General features: G+C 48.2%; 18 protein-coding genes. 12 read left to right on the forward strand and 6 right to left on the reverse strand.

The features are described 5' to 3' along the window. Positions 1 to 92 precede the first annotated feature (92 nt). The 9 genes from FBQ74_RS14300 to FBQ74_RS14340 all read left to right on the forward strand — a co-directional run bounded on the left by FBQ74_RS14300 (position 93) and on the right by FBQ74_RS14340 (position 8,446). Entirely contained in the window at positions 93 to 533 is a 441-nt protein-coding gene (locus FBQ74_RS14300; protein ID WP_139757302.1) for a GNAT family N-acetyltransferase, read from the forward strand. A 100-nt stretch (positions 534 to 633) separates the two neighbouring features. Beyond that, positions 634 to 1,626, forward strand: a complete 993-nt coding sequence (gene dgcN / locus FBQ74_RS14305; protein WP_232371927.1) for an N-acetyltransferase DgcN — start codon at positions 634 to 636, stop codon at positions 1,624 to 1,626. Continuing rightward, entirely contained in the window at positions 1,623 to 2,615 is a 993-nt protein-coding gene (dgcA, locus tag FBQ74_RS14310; protein WP_139757303.1) for an N-acetyl-D-Glu racemase DgcA, read from the forward strand. Before dgcN ends, dgcA begins: the two co-directional genes overlap by 4 nt. A 13-nt stretch (positions 2,616 to 2,628) precedes the next feature. Further along, on the forward strand, positions 2,629 to 4,191 hold the full coding sequence (locus FBQ74_RS14315; protein ID WP_139757304.1) for a sodium:solute symporter family transporter: 1,563 nt from the start codon (positions 2,629 to 2,631) through the stop codon (positions 4,189 to 4,191). Positions 4,192 to 4,350: 159 nt separating this feature from the next. Further along, a complete protein-coding gene (locus tag FBQ74_RS14320) occupies positions 4,351 to 4,806 on the forward strand; it encodes a hypothetical protein (protein WP_139757305.1) in 456 nt (151 codons plus the stop codon). Positions 4,807 to 4,974: 168 nt separating this feature from the next. Beyond that, on the forward strand, positions 4,975 to 5,616 hold the full coding sequence (gene tmpT, locus FBQ74_RS14325) for a thiopurine S-methyltransferase (RefSeq protein WP_139757306.1): 642 nt from the start codon (positions 4,975 to 4,977) through the stop codon (positions 5,614 to 5,616). A gap of 116 nt (positions 5,617 to 5,732) precedes the next feature. Then, on the forward strand, positions 5,733 to 6,317 hold the full coding sequence (locus FBQ74_RS14330; RefSeq protein ID WP_139757307.1) for a YceI family protein: 585 nt from the start codon (positions 5,733 to 5,735) through the stop codon (positions 6,315 to 6,317). Between the two features lie 153 nt (positions 6,318 to 6,470). Continuing rightward, positions 6,471 to 7,238: a class II aldolase/adducin family protein gene (locus FBQ74_RS14335; protein ID WP_139757308.1), complete on the forward strand. Its 768-nt coding sequence runs from the start codon at positions 6,471 to 6,473 to the stop codon at positions 7,236 to 7,238. Positions 7,239 to 7,261: 23 nt separating this feature from the next. Continuing rightward, entirely contained in the window at positions 7,262 to 8,446 is a 1,185-nt protein-coding gene (locus FBQ74_RS14340) for a mandelate racemase/muconate lactonizing enzyme family protein (RefSeq protein WP_139757309.1), read from the forward strand. 53 nt (positions 8,447 to 8,499) lie between these two features. On the opposite strand, the gene FBQ74_RS14345 is transcribed toward FBQ74_RS14340, so the two are convergent. From FBQ74_RS14345 to FBQ74_RS14355, 3 genes are all read right to left on the reverse strand, one after another. Further along, positions 8,500 to 9,033, reverse strand: coding sequence for a DUF3750 domain-containing protein (locus FBQ74_RS14345; RefSeq protein WP_139757310.1), 534 nt, complete (start codon positions 9,031 to 9,033; stop codon positions 8,500 to 8,502). An 83-nt stretch (positions 9,034 to 9,116) separates the two neighbouring features. After that, positions 9,117 to 9,965, reverse strand: a complete 849-nt coding sequence (locus FBQ74_RS14350) for an amidohydrolase family protein (RefSeq protein ID WP_139757311.1) — start codon at positions 9,963 to 9,965, stop codon at positions 9,117 to 9,119. Continuing rightward, entirely contained in the window at positions 9,965 to 10,714 is a 750-nt protein-coding gene (locus FBQ74_RS14355) for an SDR family NAD(P)-dependent oxidoreductase (protein ID WP_139757312.1), read from the reverse strand. Before FBQ74_RS14355 ends, FBQ74_RS14350 begins: the two co-directional genes overlap by 1 nt. A 194-nt stretch (positions 10,715 to 10,908) precedes the next feature. On the opposite strand from FBQ74_RS14355, the gene FBQ74_RS14360 reads away from it, so the two are divergent. Next, positions 10,909 to 11,334 carry a Dabb family protein gene (locus FBQ74_RS14360; RefSeq protein WP_139757313.1) on the forward strand — a complete coding sequence of 142 codons (426 nt, stop codon included), beginning with the start codon at positions 10,909 to 10,911 and terminating at the stop codon, positions 11,332 to 11,334. An 80-nt stretch (positions 11,335 to 11,414) separates the two neighbouring features. Here the strand turns inward: FBQ74_RS14360 and FBQ74_RS14365 are convergent, their stop codons facing one another. Further along, the gene (locus tag FBQ74_RS14365; RefSeq protein WP_168190677.1) at positions 11,415 to 13,262 is read right to left on the reverse strand and encodes a serine hydrolase; all 1,848 of its coding nucleotides are present in this window, start codon (positions 13,260 to 13,262) and stop codon (positions 11,415 to 11,417) included. Positions 13,263 to 14,263: 1,001 nt separating this feature from the next. Between FBQ74_RS14365 and FBQ74_RS14370 the strand changes: the two genes are divergently transcribed. After that, the gene (locus FBQ74_RS14370; protein WP_139757315.1) at positions 14,264 to 15,127 is read left to right on the forward strand and encodes an alpha/beta hydrolase; all 864 of its coding nucleotides are present in this window, start codon (positions 14,264 to 14,266) and stop codon (positions 15,125 to 15,127) included. Between the two features lie 24 nt (positions 15,128 to 15,151). Here the strand turns inward: FBQ74_RS14370 and FBQ74_RS14375 are convergent, their stop codons facing one another. Continuing rightward, positions 15,152 to 15,367 (reverse strand): TIGR02450 family Trp-rich protein, encoded by a 216-nt coding sequence (locus tag FBQ74_RS14375; protein WP_139757316.1) that lies wholly within the window; start codon positions 15,365 to 15,367, stop codon positions 15,152 to 15,154. Between the two features lie 267 nt (positions 15,368 to 15,634). Here FBQ74_RS14375 and FBQ74_RS14380 point away from each other — a divergent pair, with 267 nt between their 5' ends. Continuing rightward, complete coding sequence (locus FBQ74_RS14380) at positions 15,635 to 17,395, forward strand: acyl-CoA dehydrogenase family protein (RefSeq protein ID WP_139757317.1); 1,761 nt, start codon at positions 15,635 to 15,637, stop codon at positions 17,393 to 17,395. A gap of 72 nt (positions 17,396 to 17,467) precedes the next feature. Here the strand turns inward: FBQ74_RS14380 and FBQ74_RS14385 are convergent, their stop codons facing one another. Then, on the reverse strand, positions 17,468 to 19,525 hold the full coding sequence (locus FBQ74_RS14385) for a glycoside hydrolase family 97 protein (protein ID WP_139757318.1): 2,058 nt from the start codon (positions 19,523 to 19,525) through the stop codon (positions 17,468 to 17,470). Positions 19,526 to 19,696: the final 171 nt, after the last annotated feature.

Consider the following 19,696-nt stretch of genomic DNA (forward strand, 5'->3'; position numbering starts at 1 on the left):
GCCCGCATCAGCGGGCTTTTTTGTCTCTGGTGATTTACCTGAGCAATATTTATCGCTAGCTTACAGGTTGCAATAATTAAGGGGAAACCAGCATGCAATGGCAATGGGCAAAACTTGAGGCGTTAGGCGCTACGGATGTTCACGCAATGTATCAGCTGCGTCAGAATGTATTTATTCTGGAGCAGACGTGTCTTTATCCTGACATTGATGAGCTGGATGAAAAAGCCTGGCATTTACTGGGCTGGCAGGGAAGCAAGCTAACTGCGTATGCGCGATTGCTGGCCCCTGGAATTAAGTATCCTGAGCCTGCAATGGGCCGTGTTTTGATTTCTATGCAGGCACGCGGTCAGCAGTTAGGGCGCAAGCTGGTCAGCGAAGCCCTGACATATAGTCAGACCACATTCAGCACCTCCGCTATGCGCATTTCAGCACAGCTTCATTTAGCGGCCTTTTACGAGAGCTTCGGTTTTGTCACTGAAGGGGATGCCTATGATGAAGACGGCATCCCGCATATTGAGATGTCTCGCCGCTGAGCAGATATTCCTTTTCCGCTCTATACCCGAATAATCCAACTGTTGGGTTGTGCGTATCTAAGGGAGTCCATTACAAACCTACCGAAATCAAGGAAATGATGTGATTCAGGCGCCTTACCTGCTCTTTATCGGCGATGCTACCGACCCGTTAAGTATCAAAATGGCCCGCAGTGTAGCTGACTGGCGGGCGCAAAAATGTCTTGGTGAATACCGGCTACCCGGATGTGAAGTAACAACCGGCTGCCCATCGTTAAGTATCGCGCAGGCTGCCGAACGAGGCGCAAAAAGCTTTATTTTAGGGTTCGCCAATAGTGGCGGGCATTTGGATGAGCGTTACCTGCCACATATTATCGAAGCCATTGAGTCAGGCATGGATGTGGTAAGCGGCCTGCATGATAAGCTGACAAATTATCCTGAGCTGGTTAAAAAGGCTGAAATTGCCGGTGTGCGCCTTATAGATATCCGCCACCCTGCCCTGCGCCTGTCTACCGGAACAGGGAAAAAGCGAACAGGAAAGCGGCTTCTCACCGTAGGTACCGATTGTTCAGTAGGTAAAATGTATACGTCGCTAAGCCTGACCCAGGCCATGGCGGAGCAAGGACGCCAGGCCACATTCAGAGCCACTGGCCAAAGCGGTATTCTTGTCGCCGGTGAAGGCATACCAATAGACTGCGTGGTGGCGGATTTTATTTCAGGCGCGGCTGAGTCTCTTAGTCCGGACAACGATCCAGCTCACTGGGATATCATCGAAGGCCAGGGCTCTTTATTTCATCCGGCGTTTGCCGGCGTCAGTCTGGGCTTACTGCATGGCTCGCAACCCGATGCACTCGCTATATGTCATGCACTGAACCGTTCGCATATGCGCGGTTTGCCGCATGTTCCACAGCCCTCTCTTTCTGCAACGATCAACGCCAATCTGGAAGCAGCCCGCCTCACCAATCCTGATGTTTACGTAGCAGGGATAGCGGTAAATACGTCGGCCGTGAAAGAGGATGAGGCGACAGCGTGGTGTCGTAAAACCAGTGATTCGTTCGGCTTACCCTGTGTCGATCCGGTTCGCCATGATGTGTCAGTATTGCTGGAGCGTTTATGAGATTAACGATTGAAGCGAAGCATGAAACATTGCCTCTAGCGCAGACTTTTGCCATTTCACGCGGCGCCAAGACACAGGCTGATGTAGTTGTGGTAACGGTCACCAACGGTGAGTTTACCGGTTGGGGGGAATCAGTTCCCTATGCCCGTTATGATCAGAGTATTGAAGATACGCTGAATAAAATTAAATGCACAAAACCAGCAATTAAACATATTGATGACCACCGCCGCCTTAATGCAATTTTACCGGCATGTGCCGCCAGAAATGCACTGGATTGCGCTTTGTGGGATCTAAAGTCAAAAATTGAAAACAAGCCGGTCGCTCAGCTTATCGACCTGCAGGAAGTAAAGTCCTGCGTAACGGCGCAAACTGTAAGTGTTGCCAGTACTCAGGAAATGCAAAAGAACGCCCGGGCATTATGTAACAGTGAATTAATCAAGGTAAAACTAGATCCGGACGATGTCATCGAAAAAGTCAGTGCTATCCATGAAGTATGCCCGGATAGTCGCTTTATTATTGATGCCAATGAAGGCTGGAATTTATCGTTATTAAAGGAAGTGGCGCCACAGTTAGCCAGGTTGAATGTTGCGCTGATTGAACAGCCACTGCCCGCGGACGACGACGAAGGGTTAACTGACTATCAGTGCCCTGTCCCGTTGTGTGCAGATGAATCATGCCATACCACCGCATCGCTCAAGCAGTTAGTCGGCAAATATCAGGCTATCAATATCAAGCTAGACAAGACCGGGGGACTGACCGAAGCACGTTCCTTAATGAAGGCAGCCAGGCTTTACGAGCTGGATATCATGGTGGGCTGTATGGTGGCCTCCTCACTGGCTATGGCCCCGGCATACCTGCTGGCGGGCGGCGCAGATTATGTTGATCTTGATGGTCCGGTACTGGTAGCAGAAGACCGTCAAAACGGGTTTATTATCGAAAATGGCATTATGAAACGCCCGGACTCACTGTTGTGGGGCAGTGGCCGGTAATGGATAGTCAGTAATGACAACCCTCGATTACACCATCATCGCCAGCTATCTGATTGGGCTGTTATTACTGGGTGCGCTATACCGCAGACACGGTGGGGGCAATGATTACTTTTTGGCTGGGCGCGCCTTGTCATGGCCTGCGATAACATTATCAGTCATGGCGACTCAGCTTTCGGCTATAAGCTTTATTTCAGCCCCGGCTTTTGTCGGTATCAGGGAAGGTGGCGGACTTATCTGGTTGTCCTATGAGCTGGCTTTGCCGGCTGCGGTTGCTATTATGCTGTGGCGTCTGTTGCCCTCATTGCACAAAGCTGGTGTAGTCAGCGTTTATGACTATCTGGAGCGACGTTTTACCCGTTCAACACGATTGTTAATTAGCTTCGTATTCCAACTTAGCCGTTCATTTGCGACCGCGATAATGATTTACGCCATCTCTCTGATTTTACAGGGCACTATTGGCCTTAATCAGTATCACGCCATTGCGCTTATCGGGGTAATCACACTTATTTATTCAGCTATGGGCGGCATGCGCGCGGTGGTATACGGTGATGCGCTGCAAATGATACTGATTGTCAGTGGTGCTGCCATATGTCTGTTTGTAGGCCTTCAGGAAGCCGGTGGTTTCAGTAATGTGCTTGCTCTGGTTGAGCCACAGCGGCTACAGGCTATCAATTTGGAGTCCGCCGGTTTTGCCGGGTCTGATTTCGGGCTGTTGCCTATGTTATTTGGCGGCATCATTCTTTATGCCTCTTATTATGGTTGTGATCAGTCTGAAGCGCAGCGAGCTTTGTCAACGCGCAGTCTCAGTGATTTGCGAAAGATGCTGGTTGCGGTCGCATTACTGCGCTTTCCCATCACCCTGCTCTATTGTGTTACCGGGCTGGTTATCGGCGTATTATTCTTAAACAACGCATCATTGATGGACCAGATCCCTGATGGTAAGCCAGACTGGATGATGCCGATCTTTATTGTTGAGTACCTGCCCAGCGGATTAGTCGGCTTTCTGGTAGTCGCCATCATGGCAGCGGCAATGTCCTCATTAAGCTCTGCAATTAATAGTCTGGCGGCAGTGTCCGTGGAAGATATTTATCGCCTGAAAGGCCGGCGTCCGAAAAGCCATGAGTATGTGCGACAGGCTCGCCTGGCGGGTATCGGCTGGGGTATCGTTACCCTGGTGTTGTCCCTCTATGCCGGCGATATTGCCCCTACAGTCATAGAGGCAATCAATAAAATCGGCTCAGTATTCTATGGTCCCGTGCTGGCTACCTTTCTGCTGGGGATCCATACCCGCCGCACGTCTTCTCGTGCAGTCAATATCGGCCTGACTGCCGGAGTGGTCTGTAATATCCTGCTGTGGATTCTGGACATTCCGCTATTCTGGTTCTGGTGGAATGTCATTGGTTTTACTGTCACTGTTGTTGTCGCCCTGCTTATTGCATCAGTGCGCCCCGACGCTATTCCCAAAACATTACCTTCTGTGAAAGGTGCTGGCACATCACTGCTTGGCGCGCTGGTTTGCTGGTCATTTGTACTGCTTGGTTTAAGTATTATTATACCCATGATTTTAAAAGCCTGACAGCTAAGAACCTTTTGCTGCCTGTCCAGCCTTTACATTACTTTGTAGTAAGTTGCTGAGTAGCGAGGACATCGGCCCTAAAATTAGACATATCTAATATATCGAACTATTTTTGTAGTTCAGCCTGTAATGTTGCAGGTCTGAAATGAGGATACGACGATGAAGAAACACGTGATTGGAGGTGTCTTATTTTGTGTATTTAGTTTTTTAACTATTCAAAATGCCTATGCTGATGACCATCAACCCCCGTTTAAAGGCGGTAACTACTGGGAAGTAACCGGCATCAAGACTGAGGATGGCGCAGGTCTTAAATACAGCAAGTGGTTAGCTGCTGAGTGGCGTAAAAGCATGGAATTTGCCGTTTCCAAGGGCTGGCTGGAAAGCTATACCGTGTTGTATAACGTACACGCCCGCGCTGATGAGCCGGACATCTATATTGTTCGTCAGTTCAAAGACTGGGCATCAGAAGATGAAAATGACAAGCGCCGTGGCGAGTATATGGAATGGGCCAAAAAAAGTATGGAAAAAATGGAAAACGAAAGTGGTGATCGTGCAGAATATCGCACAATCATGAGCACAGTATTGTTGCAGGAAATGCTTCCACGCAACGAGTAAGTCATTTCTTTTACCATATGCAGGAGCCTTGCAGTACCTGCCTCCCCCAAATCGCACTGTAACGCTGAGACTCCGCCTCCATTTCACTTCGATAAGCTATTTTATCTGCGATCTTCAGCCAGTGGTAAAATCGCGCTATCCTCATCGGAGATTGATAAGGAGCGCAAGATGGAAGCAACATTCTGGCACAACAAATGGGAAACCAATGAGATTGGCTTTCACGAAAAAGAGTATAATCCGGGCCTGACTCGGCATTTTAGTGGCCTTGATTTACCTTCCGGTAGTCGGGTATTTGTTCCGCTTTGCGGTAAAACCCGGGATATTCACTGGCTGCTTAAAGAAGGGTTTAAAGTTGTCGGTGCTGAGCTTAGCGAACTCGCCGTTAAACAGCTTTTTGAAGAATTACAGACCCAACCCGCGGTAGAGGATACAGCATCCGGAAAAATCTATACCGCCCCCGGCATTCAGGTATTCACCGGTGATATTTTTCAGCTGACCGGTAACAGCATCGGGCGCATAGATGGCATATATGACCGTGCGGCCCTGGTCGCCCTGCCTGATTCAATGCGAAAAAAATATACTGAACATTTGCGAGCTATCACCGATACCGCACCTCAGCTTGTGATCACTTTCACCTATGACCAGGCTCATATGGATGGACCGCCTTTCAGTGTCCCCGCTGCTGAGATTGAGACTTTCTATGCGCCCTTCTATCAGCTTAAACAAGTTCAGGACTCAGAGGTAAAAGGCGGGTTAAAAGGTCAGTGCGAAGCAAGGATTAATGTGTGGCAATTAATTGAGAAAGCCTAAGTTCGTCTTATTGAAACGTTTTATCCCAAAACTTGATATTTCTTTGCTGAACCGAAACGGTACTGTCTGATTATCAATGTGTGACAAATCACAGATTAATCAAAAGGAAATACTGGATGAAAGTAATGAATAAACCGCTTCTGGCGGCTGCAATGTCTGCAGTGCTTATGACACCTGCCGCTTTCGCTGAGTCTACAACGTATAACATTGACCCGGACCATACCAGCGTTATTGCAAGCTGGAGCCACTTTGGTTTTTCCAATCCAACTGCAACGTTTGACGATGCATCGGGCACCATTACCTTTGACGATGAAGATGCCAGCGCATCAAGTATCAATGTCACTATTCCGGTAGATACTGTCGATTCTTACGTGAAAAAGCTCACCAATGAATTCATGAACGAAGAGTATTTCAATGTTGATGAGTACCCTGAAGCGACATTCAAAAGTACCCGCGTTGAAGAAGCCGGTAACGATGAATATAAAGTGCATGGCGATCTGACCATCAAAGGCACAACAAAACCGGTTACTTTTGATGTGACACTGAACAAGCAGGGTCAGCATCCGATGACGAAAAAGCAGGCCATTGGCTTTGACGCAACGACAACCATCATGCGTTCAGATTTTGGTATCGATAAGTACGTACCGAATGTTTCTGATGAAGTCATGCTGCGTATTACCACCGAAGCGCAGGCAAAATAGTTGTATTAACGCGCGGCACCCGCCGCGCGATACTTTCCCCAATCGCCAAATCAGGGCAATTGTTCCGGCCTGAGCGCCATTCGCCAATTGTGAACCACCCTTCCCTCTGGTAGCGTTATACCCCTGTTTTAGAAAAAATAGAGAATTCCGGTTGTGTTTGAATTAGCCGCTTTCAGCTTAAAGGGCAATGTAAGTGACGCCGAGTGGAAAACCCGGGTCGATCTGGCAGCCTGTTATCGTCTGGTCGCTGACATGGGATGGGGAGATCTGATTTACACGCATATCTCAGCGAAAGTACCTGATACCGAGTACTATCTGGTTAACGCGTTCGGACTCACCTTTGACGAGGTCACTGCCTCAAACCTGGTGAAAGTCGACTTGCAGGGTAATATCCAGGATGACACGCCCTATGCTATCAACCCTGCTGGGTTTACTATCCATAGCGCTATTCACGAAGCGCGCAGCGATGCCAAATGCATTGTGCATCTGCACACAAAAGCCACCATCACCGTGGCATCACTTAAAGGTGGGCTTCAGCCGTGGAGTCAGTATTCATTGTTCTCTTTGCCTTCATTAAGTTATCACGATTATGAAGGGCTGGCTGTGAACGATGATGAACGGGTACGTCTGCAGCAAAACCTGGGTGACACCAACCACATGCTGCTGCCTAATCATGGTGGCCTGACACTTGGTACAACAGTGGGCGATGCCTTTATGCGGTTTTATGACTTGCAACGCGCCTGTGAAATTCAGGTAGAACTCATGAATTCAGGGCGCGAGGTTATCCCTGTTCCACAATCTATTGTCGATGGTATTTATGATCAGGCCAGTAAAGTGCACTCTGGCCAGACCGGTGGACAGAAAGCCTGGCCAGCGATGCTAAGAAAAGTATGGAAGATGGACCCCGGGTTTTGCGAATAACGCCCAGTAATACAGGATAAAAAATGAAAGTTACCAAAGTAGAAATTTTTGATATTGAATGTCCGGATCGTCCGCCATGGAACCCTGTGTTTGTCAGAGTCTACACAGATGAGGGCATTACCGGTGTAGGTGAGGCTGGTCTGGCCTATGATTTGGGTCATAGTGCTGCTGCGCATATGATTAAAGAGATTGCCGAAGCCATGTTGATTGGCTGGAACCCGTTTAATACCGAGCACCTGTGGAGTCGCATGTTGCGGGAAAGCTTCTGGGGACTGGGCGGCGGCCCTGTCATATATGCAGCTATGAGCGCCATTGACACCGCGCTGTGGGATATCCGCGCACGAGCGCTTAACGTGCCCGTATATGACCTGCTCGGTGGTCGCACCAACGATAAACTTCGCTGTTACGCTAGTCAGCTTCAGTTTGACTGGGATAAAGACATTACCAAACTGAATGCGCCTGAAGAGTACGGTCGCGCGGCGGAAAAAGCCATGGCCGAGGGCTACGATGCCATCAAGGTTGACCCGATTGTTTATGATAAAGACGGCGTTACCCATTTTGATCGCACTAAGCTGTTCACCAAATCAGAAATGAAACTGTTCCGCGCCAGATTGCAGGCTATCCGCGATGCTATGGGCGATGAAGGCGACATTATATTTGAATGTCATAGCTTACTGGGCGCCTCAACCGCCATTCAACTGGCTGATATTGTTGAAGACATAGGCTGTTTGTATTACGAAGAACCTGTGAATTATCTTAACGCCAAGCTACATGACAAAGTCGCCCGTCGTGTGAATGTGCCAATCGCAGGCGGAGAGAGGTTATATAACCGTTGGGATATCCGCCCGTATCTGGAAGATCAGTCACTGGATGTATTACAGCCCGATGTTGGTTTGTGTGGTGGCTTCACTGAAACGAAAAAAGTCTGTGATTATGCGGACATTTACGATGTGCGTATACAAGCCCATGTGTGTGGCGGACCGGTGGCTACTGCAGCTGCCCTGCACCTGGAAACTGCCATTCCAAACTTTCTGATACATGAGCATCATACCTATGCCACGAAACACTGGAACCGTGAATTATGTATACAGGATTTCCAGCCTGAAAATGGCTACATCAGCGCACCGGACACGCCGGGACTGGGCATTGAGCTGAACGACGACATTGTTTATCGCTCACCTTATATGACGATTACGTCACTGAAATAACGCTATTTAAGATAAGGCATACCATTCAAAAAGGGAGTGACTACTCCCTTTTTTTAGTCGTCAGCATAGCCACTGCCGATAGCCCTAAATGGCATTTCCAGCCCCAACTCGGGCACTTGCCGGGCGACCCATGCCGGAAACGTATTGCTGTTGGGACCGGGAAATACCTGATACTCGTCAGCCCAGGGATACGCATCTACTGCCTGCTCAATATCAGGAATGAGCGAAGCCGCCTTATCCCCCGTTAATGACAGTATTTTTTCTGGCTTTGCGCCATACCAGAATCTGTCAGGTGTACTGGTACGGTAAGATTTGAGTGCAGGCAGCCCACGATCTGTACGCCAGCCCACGACCTCATAGACGGTATAGTCCTGCGCATCCGGTGCTTTTGTAGCAATCCAGGTATGCACAGCAAACCAGCCTTTCCAACTGAATGCATCAGCCGCGTACACCTCAATAACAGCCTGAGGAGTTTTAGAAGGCTCCGGCGCAATGCCCGCCGGTTCGCGACTTGCAGTACGCCAGTCACCACTGGAGCACCCAGTGATGAGACCTGTGAAAAAAACTATAAGAATATATTTGTGCATAAGCTCGGCCTGCGTGGTAATACACTTTTTACGCAGCAACATACTGACTGGTTGTTACTGATTTTTAATCTGGTTGAGACTGGCTAAAAGCGATACCAGCGATGGGCGTTCTCATTCAAAAGTGCGCTCAGGTGCACTGCAGGAAGACTATTAACCAGGCGCTGCCAGTAAGCAGGATAGTCACAACTAAACAGACACAGCGGAAAATTGCTGCCCAGCATGACCCGCTGCATACCAAATAACGTGATAAGCGTGTCGATAATGTCAGCCACCTGACCTGTGTTCCACTGCCGCGTCGAGCCCATCATTTCCCACCCCGACGCCTTGATTGCCACATTCGGATTTTGCGCCAGATGCTGCAGACTATCTCGCCATACAGGATCATCCACCGTCTCACCAGGTATCATACCGGCGTGGTTGATAATACATTTGACACCGGTTGTATTCAGAACGTGAAGCAGGGCGCGAGTAGCCTGGCTGTCACTGGCAGAAAATTGCGCTTCAAAATGCCAGCCTCTTTTTGCTAACCGCTTAAAACTTTCAAGCGTACGAGGATGATTGAGTACAGACACCGCCTGCTCATCAAGAATATGCCGTATACCACAAACACTATGTAATTCCGCCAGTTTAGCCAGCGTATCTGAAAAATTGGCGTCGGTAATATCAGCCCCGGCAACTGTCCGTAACGGCAGTGAAGCCGAGTGCTCCAGGTATTCAATCTCACGCCACGGCATGTTGTTGTCATACCCTGCCTCAATATGAACGATACCGCTTAAGTGAACAGGGTCGGTCAGGCTGATGTCCTGTTGAGAAAATGAGCGCCTGATGAGGTGTTTATCAGGCCAGTGAGGTGCATTTTCGGCTTGCAGCCAGTGATACTCACCTTTTTCAAGGTCGAACAAGTGTACGTGTGAATCAATTAACGGATACATCAACGCGCAGTGTAGCCCCCATCGATAACCTGCAGGCTACCGGTAATAAACGCAGACTTTCCACCCGCCAGAAATAATACCAGTTCTGCAACTTCTTCTGGCTGGCCTAAGCGACCAAGGGGCTGCTGTGAAGCTTCGTCAGCTACCACGTCATCCTTATTTGCCCCTGACTTTTCAACATAACGATTAATGGCATTATGAAACAGCGGGGTCTCGATGGTGCCAGGACAAACAGCATTGGCCCGGATGCGGTATTCGGCATAGTCCAACGCCGTCGTTTTCACCATAGATGCGAGTGCGGCTTTTGACAGATTGTAAGCAAATGAACCCGGCTTACCCACCAGGCTTTGATCAGATCCCATAACAACAATTGCGCCCTCGCGCTGTGACTTCATTACCGGAAGTACGGATTGAATGGCGGCATAGGCACCTTTCACATTGATAGCAAAAACGCGGTCCAGCTCCGCCTCGCTGGTTTGCTCAATAGTGCCGGAAAAGTGAATGCCAGCATTGGATACCAGCGCATCAATACGTGAAGCCTGCTCAACTACCCGACTTATGCACTGCCTGACCTGTTCAGTATCAGCCACATCGCACTGAAGCCACTGACCATGCTCCACCGGACGAGCAAAATCTTCCAAATCCAGATTGAACACCCGATAGCCATTTGCCGACATTTTCTCGCTGACAGCCAGCCCGATTCCCTGGCTCCCGCCAGTTACCACACACACCGGAGATACGTAGGACATTGCCACCCTTTTTAGGTTAAAAATTTTCGCTCAAGCATGACCAACGCATGCTTAAAAAGCAAGTGTGGTGACACTGGATAGCACTTGCGAAAGAGTTGGTATATTGTGGCTTAAGCGAATCACAACCTGCTTGATGCTAAAGCAACTTCCTATAGGTGGTTCGCTATCGTTTATATGACACAAAGGAATTGCCTATGAAACACCCAGCCAGACGAAAATTTTTATCATTCGCCGGTATGGCAGCCGGGTCAATATGTGCCGCCACCGCGTTGCCGGTGAGCGCACACGGCTCCTCTTCCTGTAAAGGTGTGTCGTCGGTGGTTCATATGGTGTATTTCTGGCTTAATAATCCTGACTCCGCCGAGGACCGGGAATCTTTGGTGAAGGGTTTAAACAGCTTACGTGAGATTAAACATATCCAGGCCCTGCATGTGGGTGTGCCTGCTGCTACTGAGTCACGGGATGTCATTGACTCTAGTTATCAGGTATCTGAAATGATGATGTTTGACAGTATTGAAGATCAGAACGCTTACCAGAGCCATCCACTTCACAAAAAATTTATTGAAGATTACAGCCACCTGTGGAAAAAGGTGGTGGTATACGATTCTGTCAGCGCGTAACTGGCTTGTACCTATTCAACGGCCTGCAAATGATCAAGTAAACTGAGCGGCGTCGAAACTGCCGCTCAGTGCCATAACGTTTATGTCCAGCTTACCAGCCCAATCACACCAAAATACGCCAGGTAAATGACTACCACCAGCTGAAGCGCAAGATAGACAGCTACAAAGCCGCGCAGCCAGCGTGACGTTGATGGACCACGATATTTAATGCGTTTCCAGCATGCCCATAATGTGACTATAGCTAACAGGATTGACGCAATAAACAGCGCCACGGAAATGGGCCCCGGTCCACCGAGATTGTCAAAAGGATTGCTGAGCCCTACACCGATTAAGACTAAAAACGCCACGGCAATCAGGGCAGATAAAGACATCCATTTACGCAGCTGCAGGCTATGGGCGCCGACTATTTTACCTCGTGCCTTATTGATCAGCCAGACAGGCGTGTAAACTACAGTAATAACCAGCGTCAGAAACCACGCCAAAAATATAACCTTATCTGCTATAGCGCCAAATGCAGAGGTCGTAACGAAAACCCGATCACCGTAATGAATGACGTCTCCAGCTACCGGATCGGTGGCGCTGGTCATTACAATCTCTCCCTTATCATTGCTCCAAATATCATTGCCAACATAAACAATATCTCGTTGCCAGCCAGGATTTGCCACCATAGAAAGGTGTGCACCCTCATCGTTGATATCAATTAAAACAGGCGAAGCTATTCTCTCGATAAAATACTGCTTTTCTATACGCGGATTGATAAGACGATAGTAACCTGACAGTTCCTGCCACCGCTGGGGTACCGGTTCCGCCTTTACAGTCGGTACAGTATTCTCCTGTGCGATAAAGTCTGCCAGCAATCTTGCAGCTTTATAGAATGCCCTGGGGTTTTCATCATTAAGGAGTAGCGCAAAGCCGGTCCCGTTGTCAGGTAAATAAGACAGCTCCGACGTCCATCCGGGTAACGAGCCATCGTGGCCCCGATATCCCCAGCCATCATAATAACGAGAGAAGTTATAGACCCCATACCCGGCATCAAATTTACCCGCATTGGTGGTTTGAGATTGCTCCATACGCTTGATGGATTCAGCATTTAGCAACGGCTTTCCCCGTTCTGTAAAAAAGGTCAGTAGACGCTGCATATCACTAATGCTAGATGAGGCGCCCCCCGCGGGGTACATCAGTAAATGGTCGTGCTCTACGATATTGCCCCCACTATGTCCTTCTGCCATCGTGACCGACTCAAGCGCGGTGCCGTAAAATGTGTGATTCATGCCTAAAGGTGTGAATATCTCGGTTTGCACATAGTCGGTAAAAGGCTGCTCCGTGACTTTTTCAATAAGCAGCGCGGTAACCGCCGCAGCGGTGTTTGAATAGGAATGGCGAGTACCGGGAGCCCACCGGCTGATATGACTGTCAGGCTGAAAACGCAACGCTTCAGTTAAAGGCATCACTGGCTGATTATCATACACAAATTCTGCCAGCGACATTTCGTCAAAGCCTGTTGTGCTTTCCAACAAATGTTTAACTTTTAACGGGTGTGTTGCTTCCCAAGGATTTTCAAATTCGAATTCTGGCAGCACTTCGGCAACGTTCGAATCGGGATCTATCCTCCCCTCCTCAATAAGCTGCATTGCCGCAATCCCTACAAACATTTTACTTATAGAAGCAATTCGGTAAGCGGTGTCGGCGGTAACCGGAGTTTCCTGCCCTTTTTGTAACGAGCCTATCGTTTTTATATGCGCAGGTTTATCAGGTTGAACAATTGCGTAGGACAGTGAGGGAAGGTTTTCTTTTTTGACCAGTTCGGCCATGCTTTTATCAAGTGAATCAAGGGTAACGGGAGGGGATTCGCTGGCCAGCGCGGGGAGACAAAACAGCCACCCACTCACCGCCATAGCCATTGCAAGTAACCTTATCGGCTTCAACATGATGTACTTCCTTTTATAAATTAACATCCTGTACTGATCCATCGCATGGATCACAGGCCGCACATCAATGGTTATTCGTTTTTATCTGAGGATGGCAGCCATAACACTACGCTTAAAAAGCAGAAAAAGAAAAGGGTAACAATTGTTCTGCCAAAAATGCGTGAGCGTTTGAAATTTAAGTATTTATCGCTATCTACTTTATCAGAACGGGTGAAAAAATCACCTGATATTTGATGGTAAGGCAGGCTTTACCAACTGTAGTAGCGTATTAAAAAACATCGTTCTGACTGACTGGAAATGCTGCCCTTGGCCACAACATAGCCGCAAATGAGAAGTTGTTCGAAACGTATTCCACTTATGACGTCTGCTACACCAGCAATGTGATACCCATGCCTCAAATTGAGCAATCATTGGGTAAGATTTTTGTCTTTTTAAAAGTACTATGATTTAAAGAACATATAATCCATCAGCATTAAAAACACACAAGTACAAAAGAACCAATAGCCTATCTTTTCTATTTTACTCTTTTCCTTCATATCTTTTCCTTGAAAGCCGGGGCCAACATAAATGGCCCCGAAAACTGTTAGGGAATGTTGTGAGCAGCATCATACAAGGACGAGCCTAGCCAGCTACCGATATGACCAAAAGCACCTGCCCCGTAGTCAGTCAAAAACAGTGCCCACACTGCGACCGCCATTCCCCCTGAAATGTCATCCACTTCATGTTGTTTTAATTCAATCGTTTTCTAAATCCTTATTGAAGGTTTAGTCTGCTGAATCCAGTGTCACGGTACAGCCAGACATGAATACTGTATAACAGCACGCATACCGTAACCGCTGTACTAAAGCCCGTGTTTTCTGGCTTACGCGCATGCTTTTACTCTGGATATTTGAACCAGAGCTATCATCCGATCATCGCAGGGGATTATTAATTTGCTGTAATACCAGCGAGTTAGCTGCTTCACGCATGAACTTTCTGTTTGCGATACAGTAGAAATGTGTATGAAACTGCTCCTGATTATATTCGCTACCGTGCTACTGGGCGGCTGTGCAAAACTGATGTTTGCCACGGCTAACACCACCACACTCACTTTTGATGGTGATATCACCGAAAATATTGCTTATGGCACTGCGTCCCGTCAAAAGCTGGATATTTTCGTCCCTGAGGACCTGGATGAAGGCACTGCGCCAGTTGTGATATTTTTTCATGGTGGCCGCTGGAGCTTTGGTTCAAAAGATCAGTATCAGTTTGTCGGCATACGCCTGGCCTCGATGGGTTATGTAGCGGTATTACCTAATACAAGGCTGTACCCGGAAGTGAAATTTCCGACATTTGTTGATGATGCTGCAGCAGCGGTGGCGTGGATACAAAACAATATTCAAAAGTACGGCGGCAGTGAACAATTAATTATCAGTGGACACTCATCAGGTGCGCATATTGGTGCATTAGTGGTAGCCGACGAAAGTTATCTGAAAAAAGCCGGCGGCGATCCACAAGGCATTGATGCATTTGTAGGAATGAACGGTCCGTATGACTTTACGCCTAAAGCAGATGACCTTCGGGATATGTTTGGCCCGCCCGAACAGTTCGACAAAATGGTTGTCACCCATTATATCGATGGTGGTGAGCCCCCGTTTGCGCTGATGTATTCATCAAATGATAAGACGGTGCACGAGCAGAACCTGAAACGACTAAAGGCAAAAATAGAATCGGTGGATGGCCAGGTCAGTACCTACATTTATGATAAGGGCGAACATACCGGAACCGTCGCCGCATTAAGCTGGGCTAATCCTGATGATTTGCCAGTGGCAGATGACATGCAGGCCTTTATACAAAAATATGTTCTTACCCCGAAGCAAAGGTAACAGGCTGTATTCCGTGAGATGTTTTTACTTCCAGCCCTGACGCCAGTTATCGGTTTTCTTAAGTTCACGCCAGTCAATTGCATATTCATTGTTTGAGTGTATTGCCTCAATCACACAATGAACAACAGCACCCGCTTCGTTATATTCAACTTCAGTAACGGTGAAGTGCTTTTCTTTGTTCACATGCCGCACGGCTGTCCATTTACTATGAAGTAGCTTTGTCGGACTGACTGGGTTCATACACGTGCCTCGATGCATTTTGGTAGTACCCGATGGCGTTCTTTCCACCCCGTTGCTATAACGGTAATTAGCAAAATGATTATTAATCAACTCAGGCTTATTAACCGGGCACTACAGCGTAGTGGTGATGATGGTTTTTAGATTAACGCACAGTTAAATGGATGGAAGTTAAATTTTTTATAAATCAGCGACCGATGCTTGGCGGTGCGTAAATTGTGCGTATAATTGCAAATTCAAACACCCGTTTAAATTTAATAGGAGTGGGTTATGCCTCAGTATCAGGCCCCTATGGCAGACTATCAGTTTCTGCTTAAAGAGTGGTTGTCATTAGACACACACTATCAACAGCTGGGTATCAGCGACTTCGACTTTGAACTTGCTAATGAAGTTATCTCTCAGGGCGCGAAGTTCGCCGAAGATGTGATAGCACCGCTAAACCGCACTGGTGATGAGCAAGGCTGTAAGCTTGAAAACGGCAAGGTGACCACCCCTGACGGTTTTGCTGAGGCATATAAAGAATATATCGCAAATGGCTGGAACAGCATGCTGGGTTCGGCCGACTATGATGGCCAGGAGCTGCCCTATTCGATGGCTGTACCGGTACATGAAATGCTTCATTCTGCCAACCTGAGCTGGCGCCTGACCAGCATGCTTACGGAAAGCGCCGTTCTTGCCGTGACACGCCATGCCAGCGAAGCACTTAAGTCACAGTATCTGGCTAAGCTGATAAGCGGTGAGTGGACCGGTACAATGAACCTGACTGAACCTCACGCTGGTACCGATTTGGCACTGCTAAATACTAAAGCTGAGCCGCAGGATGATGGCAGTTATACCATTACCGGAAATAAAATCTTTATCACCGGTGGCGACCACGAGTGGACCAGCAACATTATCCACATGGTACTGGCCCGTCTGCCTGATGCACCTGCAGGTGTTAAAGGCATCAGCTTATTCCTGGTTCCTAAATTTCTGCTGGATGATAACAATGAGCCTGCCGAGGCCAATGCGGTTTCTGTCGGCAGTATCGAACATAAGATGGGTATTAAAGGCAGCCCCACCTGTGTAATGAATTATGATGGCGCCAAAGGCTGGCTGATTGGCGAGGAAAACAAAGGTCTGGCTTGCATGTTCACAATGATGAACGACGCACGCTTTCAGGTCGGTCTGGAAGGTCTGGGCGCAGCCGAGGCGTCTTTTCAGGGTGCCCTGGAATACGCTCGTGAGCGGGTGCAGTCGCGTGCGCCACAGGGTGTTCAGAATCCTGACGGAAAAGCCGACCCCATTGTTTTTCAGCCCGATGTGGCACGCATGTTGTTAACCCAGAAAACACAGACTGAAGGCTGCCGGGCGCTTGCGGTGTTGTATTCAAAGTATATGGACATTGAACGCCTGGGCAATGATGAAGACAAGAATACCGCAGGTCAGGTGCTGCAATTTTTAACGCCGGTGTGTAAAGCCTTTATGACCGATATGGGACTGGAAGCGAGTAGTCTGGGGGTTCAGGTACTTGGCGGCCACGGTTATATTCGTGAATGGGGTATGGAGCAGCTAATGCGTGACGTACGTATTGCGCAGCTTTATGAAGGCACCAATGGTATTCAGGCGCTGGATCTTATCGGTCGAAAGCTGACCCGCGATAAGGGCCAGATGATGGAAACCACTTATATCGAGTTTGGTAAGCTGGTTGAAAATATTCAGGATGACACTGTTAAAGCACAGGCTCAGGCATTACTGGATGACTGGCGTGCAAGTTCAGCCGATTGTCTGGCGTTGGATCCGGCCGATGTCGCCAGTGCCGCGTGCGATTACCTTGCCTACACCGCTTATTCTCTGATTGGCGTACTTTGGTATAGCATGGCAGATAGCGCATCACGTAGTGAAAACCAAACTATCGCCAGTGCAAAAGCCAAGTCCAGAGACTTTTATATCGCTCGCATTTTACCGCGTCGTGATGCTCACAAAGTAGCGATGAAAGCAGGAAAAGCGTCGGTACTGTCAATTTCAGGTAGTGAGTTCGATTATCTTTGATCTCGCGTATACCGGATAACAAAAAGCCCCGTACCAGCGGGGCTTTTTTTATATCGATAAATATCTACCGAACTAGTTCAGCGCCTTAAACCGCACAGCGGCACCACCAGCATTCGCCAGATACAAGTCGATGCTGTCTTTCGCAGTAACGGTTTTTGTCTCATAACTCATTGCATACGGGTTATCTTTCCACTGCGTATCCTGCTTGTCCTGATAGATCTGGGCTTCATATTTTTGCCCTGATTTAAGAAAATCCAGTTTTACCGTGACAGTCCGGGGCTCTTCATTGGTAATAGCGCCAAGGTACCAGTCATCACCTGAGTAGTCCCTGTGCTTTTTCTCTTGTCTGGCAATAACGATAAAGTCGCCAACTTCACCCTGCAGCGCTTCAGTTTTTTCCCAGTCGGTAGGGACATCCTGAATAAACTGGAAGGCCTGCTTATGTTCAAGATAATTCTCCGGTAAATCCGCCGCCATCTGAATAGGGCTGTACAATACAACGTACTGTGCAAGCTGACGCGTTAATGTTGACATCGGGCGGCGTACAAAGTCGGCCGTATCGTTTTCCGGCACTTCAGGACGCTTATAATCGAAGTCGAAAATGCCTGGTGTGAAGTCCATAGGGCCGGCCAGCATGCGGGTGAATGACATGGTAGGAATATGATTAGCCGGATTAGGCGCACCAGCACCCGAGTTGTATTCCTGCCCGCGCGCACTTTCCCGTGAAATCCAGTTAGGATAGGTACGACGTAGCCCCGTGTCTTTCACTGATTCGTGCGTGTTTATAGCCAGCTCGTATTTTGCCGCTGTACTGACATTATTAATGAAGTGATTGACCACAGGCTGGCTGTCAGTAAATTCATAGCGCATCACGCCGTTTTCATCCCGACGTTTCAGGTTCTGACCAAATGCCACATAACCTGTTTTAATCTGCTCTACACCATGGTCCTGATACAACTTGAAGCCATCTTCCATTTGCTCTTCATAGTTGGTGATACCGCCAGAAGTCTCGTGGTGACCGATAAGCGTAACGCCTTTTTTCTTACCGTAATCAGTTACCGCTTTGATATCAAAGTCCGGATAGCTCTCGGTAAAGCTGAATAGCTGAGAGTTTTCGATCCAGTTGCCATCCCAGCCTTTATTCCAGCCTTCCACTAATACTCCGTCAAAGCCATATTTGGCGGCAAAGTCCATATATTCTTTAGTACGTTCGGTGGTTGCCCCATGTTTCTCACCAGAGCCCCAGGTGTATTTGCCGATATGCATGCCCCACCAGATGCCAACATATTTACCCGGGTTAATCCAATCAACCTCACCCAGTTTATTAGGTTCATTGAGGTTAAGTGAAATGTAGGAATTGATAAGATCAACCGCTTGTTCACCCACAGTTACAGTGCGCCACGGTGTGGTGAAGCTGCCTTCTTTATGCACCAGTGTACCATCAGCCCGCGGAGCCAGATTAGCCTCTAAACGGCCTCCATCCTGACGCTGCAGACTCATTCCGGCGTAATCAACCAGTGCCGCTTCGTGAATGGCCAGATGCGTGCCGTCTTCATATTTAACGGTGAACGGGGTGTGCGCCAGATCTACGTCCTGCAAAGGCGTTTCACGGTAAAGGTATTCATAGCGCTCACGGCCCTGTCCGGGGATCCAATAAGCTGTAGCATTGTCTGAATTAGTCAGGTGAAACTGTGTCAGTTCGCGCGTAATGTTGCGCTGCCCACCACCAGGGACTTCGTAGCGAAAGCCGATGCCATCATCAAAAACACGGGCGCGAACCACAAACTTGCGCTGCGCATCATCGGTATGCGTAAACTCCACAGCCAGTTCATTATACTTGTTTTCGATGATACGCTGTTCGCCCCAGGGCTGCTCCCAGGTGTCATCATGCTTATCACGGCTGATCTCTTTTACCGAAAAGTCACGATACATCGGCTGTGCCTGTTCAAAGGTAAAGCCCAGCTTACTGGCATCAATCAGTTTTTTACCCTTGAATGTCAGCGAATACTCAGCCAGTTCATTTTCATCTGAAAATGTCAGAACTAAATCGCCGTCCGGAGATTTTACCGAAATATCCTCGGCATGAGCAGTAAACGCAAGCATACCCAGCGCAAGTGTGAAATATCGCATAGCTTTCCTCTTCGTTGTGATTGTCAAAGCATAGCAGTGAGACAACGTAAATACAGTTTTAATATTAAGCAGTTAACGTATTCGAAGATCATAATTTAACGACCGTAATAGTCAGTCAGATTGTCAGAGATAAAAAAACCAGGCTGTTGCCTGGTTTTTTAAAAGGTAATG

The organism is Salinimonas iocasae, from assembly GCF_006228385.1.
Taxonomy (GTDB): domain Bacteria; phylum Pseudomonadota; class Gammaproteobacteria; order Enterobacterales; family Alteromonadaceae; genus Alteromonas; species Alteromonas iocasae.

What these genes read in the sequence shown, in the direction of transcription:
- FBQ74_RS14300 (WP_139757302.1), top strand. Translation starts at nt 93, where the DNA reads ATGCAATGGCAATGGGCAAAACTTGAGGCGTTAGGCGCTACGGATGTT.
- dgcA (WP_139757303.1), top strand. Translation starts at nt 1,623, where the DNA reads ATGAGATTAACGATTGAAGCGAAGCATGAAACATTGCCTCTAGCGCAG.
- FBQ74_RS14315 (WP_139757304.1), top strand. Translation starts at nt 2,629, where the DNA reads ATGACAACCCTCGATTACACCATCATCGCCAGCTATCTGATTGGGCTG.
- FBQ74_RS14320 (WP_139757305.1), top strand. Translation starts at nt 4,351, where the DNA reads ATGAAGAAACACGTGATTGGAGGTGTCTTATTTTGTGTATTTAGTTTT.
- tmpT (WP_139757306.1), top strand. Translation starts at nt 4,975, where the DNA reads ATGGAAGCAACATTCTGGCACAACAAATGGGAAACCAATGAGATTGGC.
- FBQ74_RS14330 (WP_139757307.1), top strand. Translation starts at nt 5,733, where the DNA reads ATGAAAGTAATGAATAAACCGCTTCTGGCGGCTGCAATGTCTGCAGTG.
- FBQ74_RS14340 (WP_139757309.1), top strand. Translation starts at nt 7,262, where the DNA reads ATGAAAGTTACCAAAGTAGAAATTTTTGATATTGAATGTCCGGATCGT.
- FBQ74_RS14345 (WP_139757310.1), bottom strand. Translation starts at nt 9,033, where the DNA reads ATGCACAAATATATTCTTATAGTTTTTTTCACAGGTCTCATCACTGGG.
- FBQ74_RS14350 (WP_139757311.1), bottom strand. Translation starts at nt 9,965, where the DNA reads ATGTATCCGTTAATTGATTCACACGTACACTTGTTCGACCTTGAAAAA.
- FBQ74_RS14355 (WP_139757312.1), bottom strand. Translation starts at nt 10,714, where the DNA reads ATGTCCTACGTATCTCCGGTGTGTGTGGTAACTGGCGGGAGCCAGGGA.
- FBQ74_RS14360 (WP_139757313.1), top strand. Translation starts at nt 10,909, where the DNA reads ATGAAACACCCAGCCAGACGAAAATTTTTATCATTCGCCGGTATGGCA.
- FBQ74_RS14365 (WP_168190677.1), bottom strand. Translation starts at nt 13,262, where the DNA reads ATGTTGAAGCCGATAAGGTTACTTGCAATGGCTATGGCGGTGAGTGGG.
- FBQ74_RS14370 (WP_139757315.1), top strand. Translation starts at nt 14,264, where the DNA reads ATGAAACTGCTCCTGATTATATTCGCTACCGTGCTACTGGGCGGCTGT.
- FBQ74_RS14375 (WP_139757316.1), bottom strand. Translation starts at nt 15,367, where the DNA reads ATGAACCCAGTCAGTCCGACAAAGCTACTTCATAGTAAATGGACAGCC.
- FBQ74_RS14380 (WP_139757317.1), top strand. Translation starts at nt 15,635, where the DNA reads ATGCCTCAGTATCAGGCCCCTATGGCAGACTATCAGTTTCTGCTTAAA.
- FBQ74_RS14385 (WP_139757318.1), bottom strand. Translation starts at nt 19,525, where the DNA reads ATGCGATATTTCACACTTGCGCTGGGTATGCTTGCGTTTACTGCTCAT.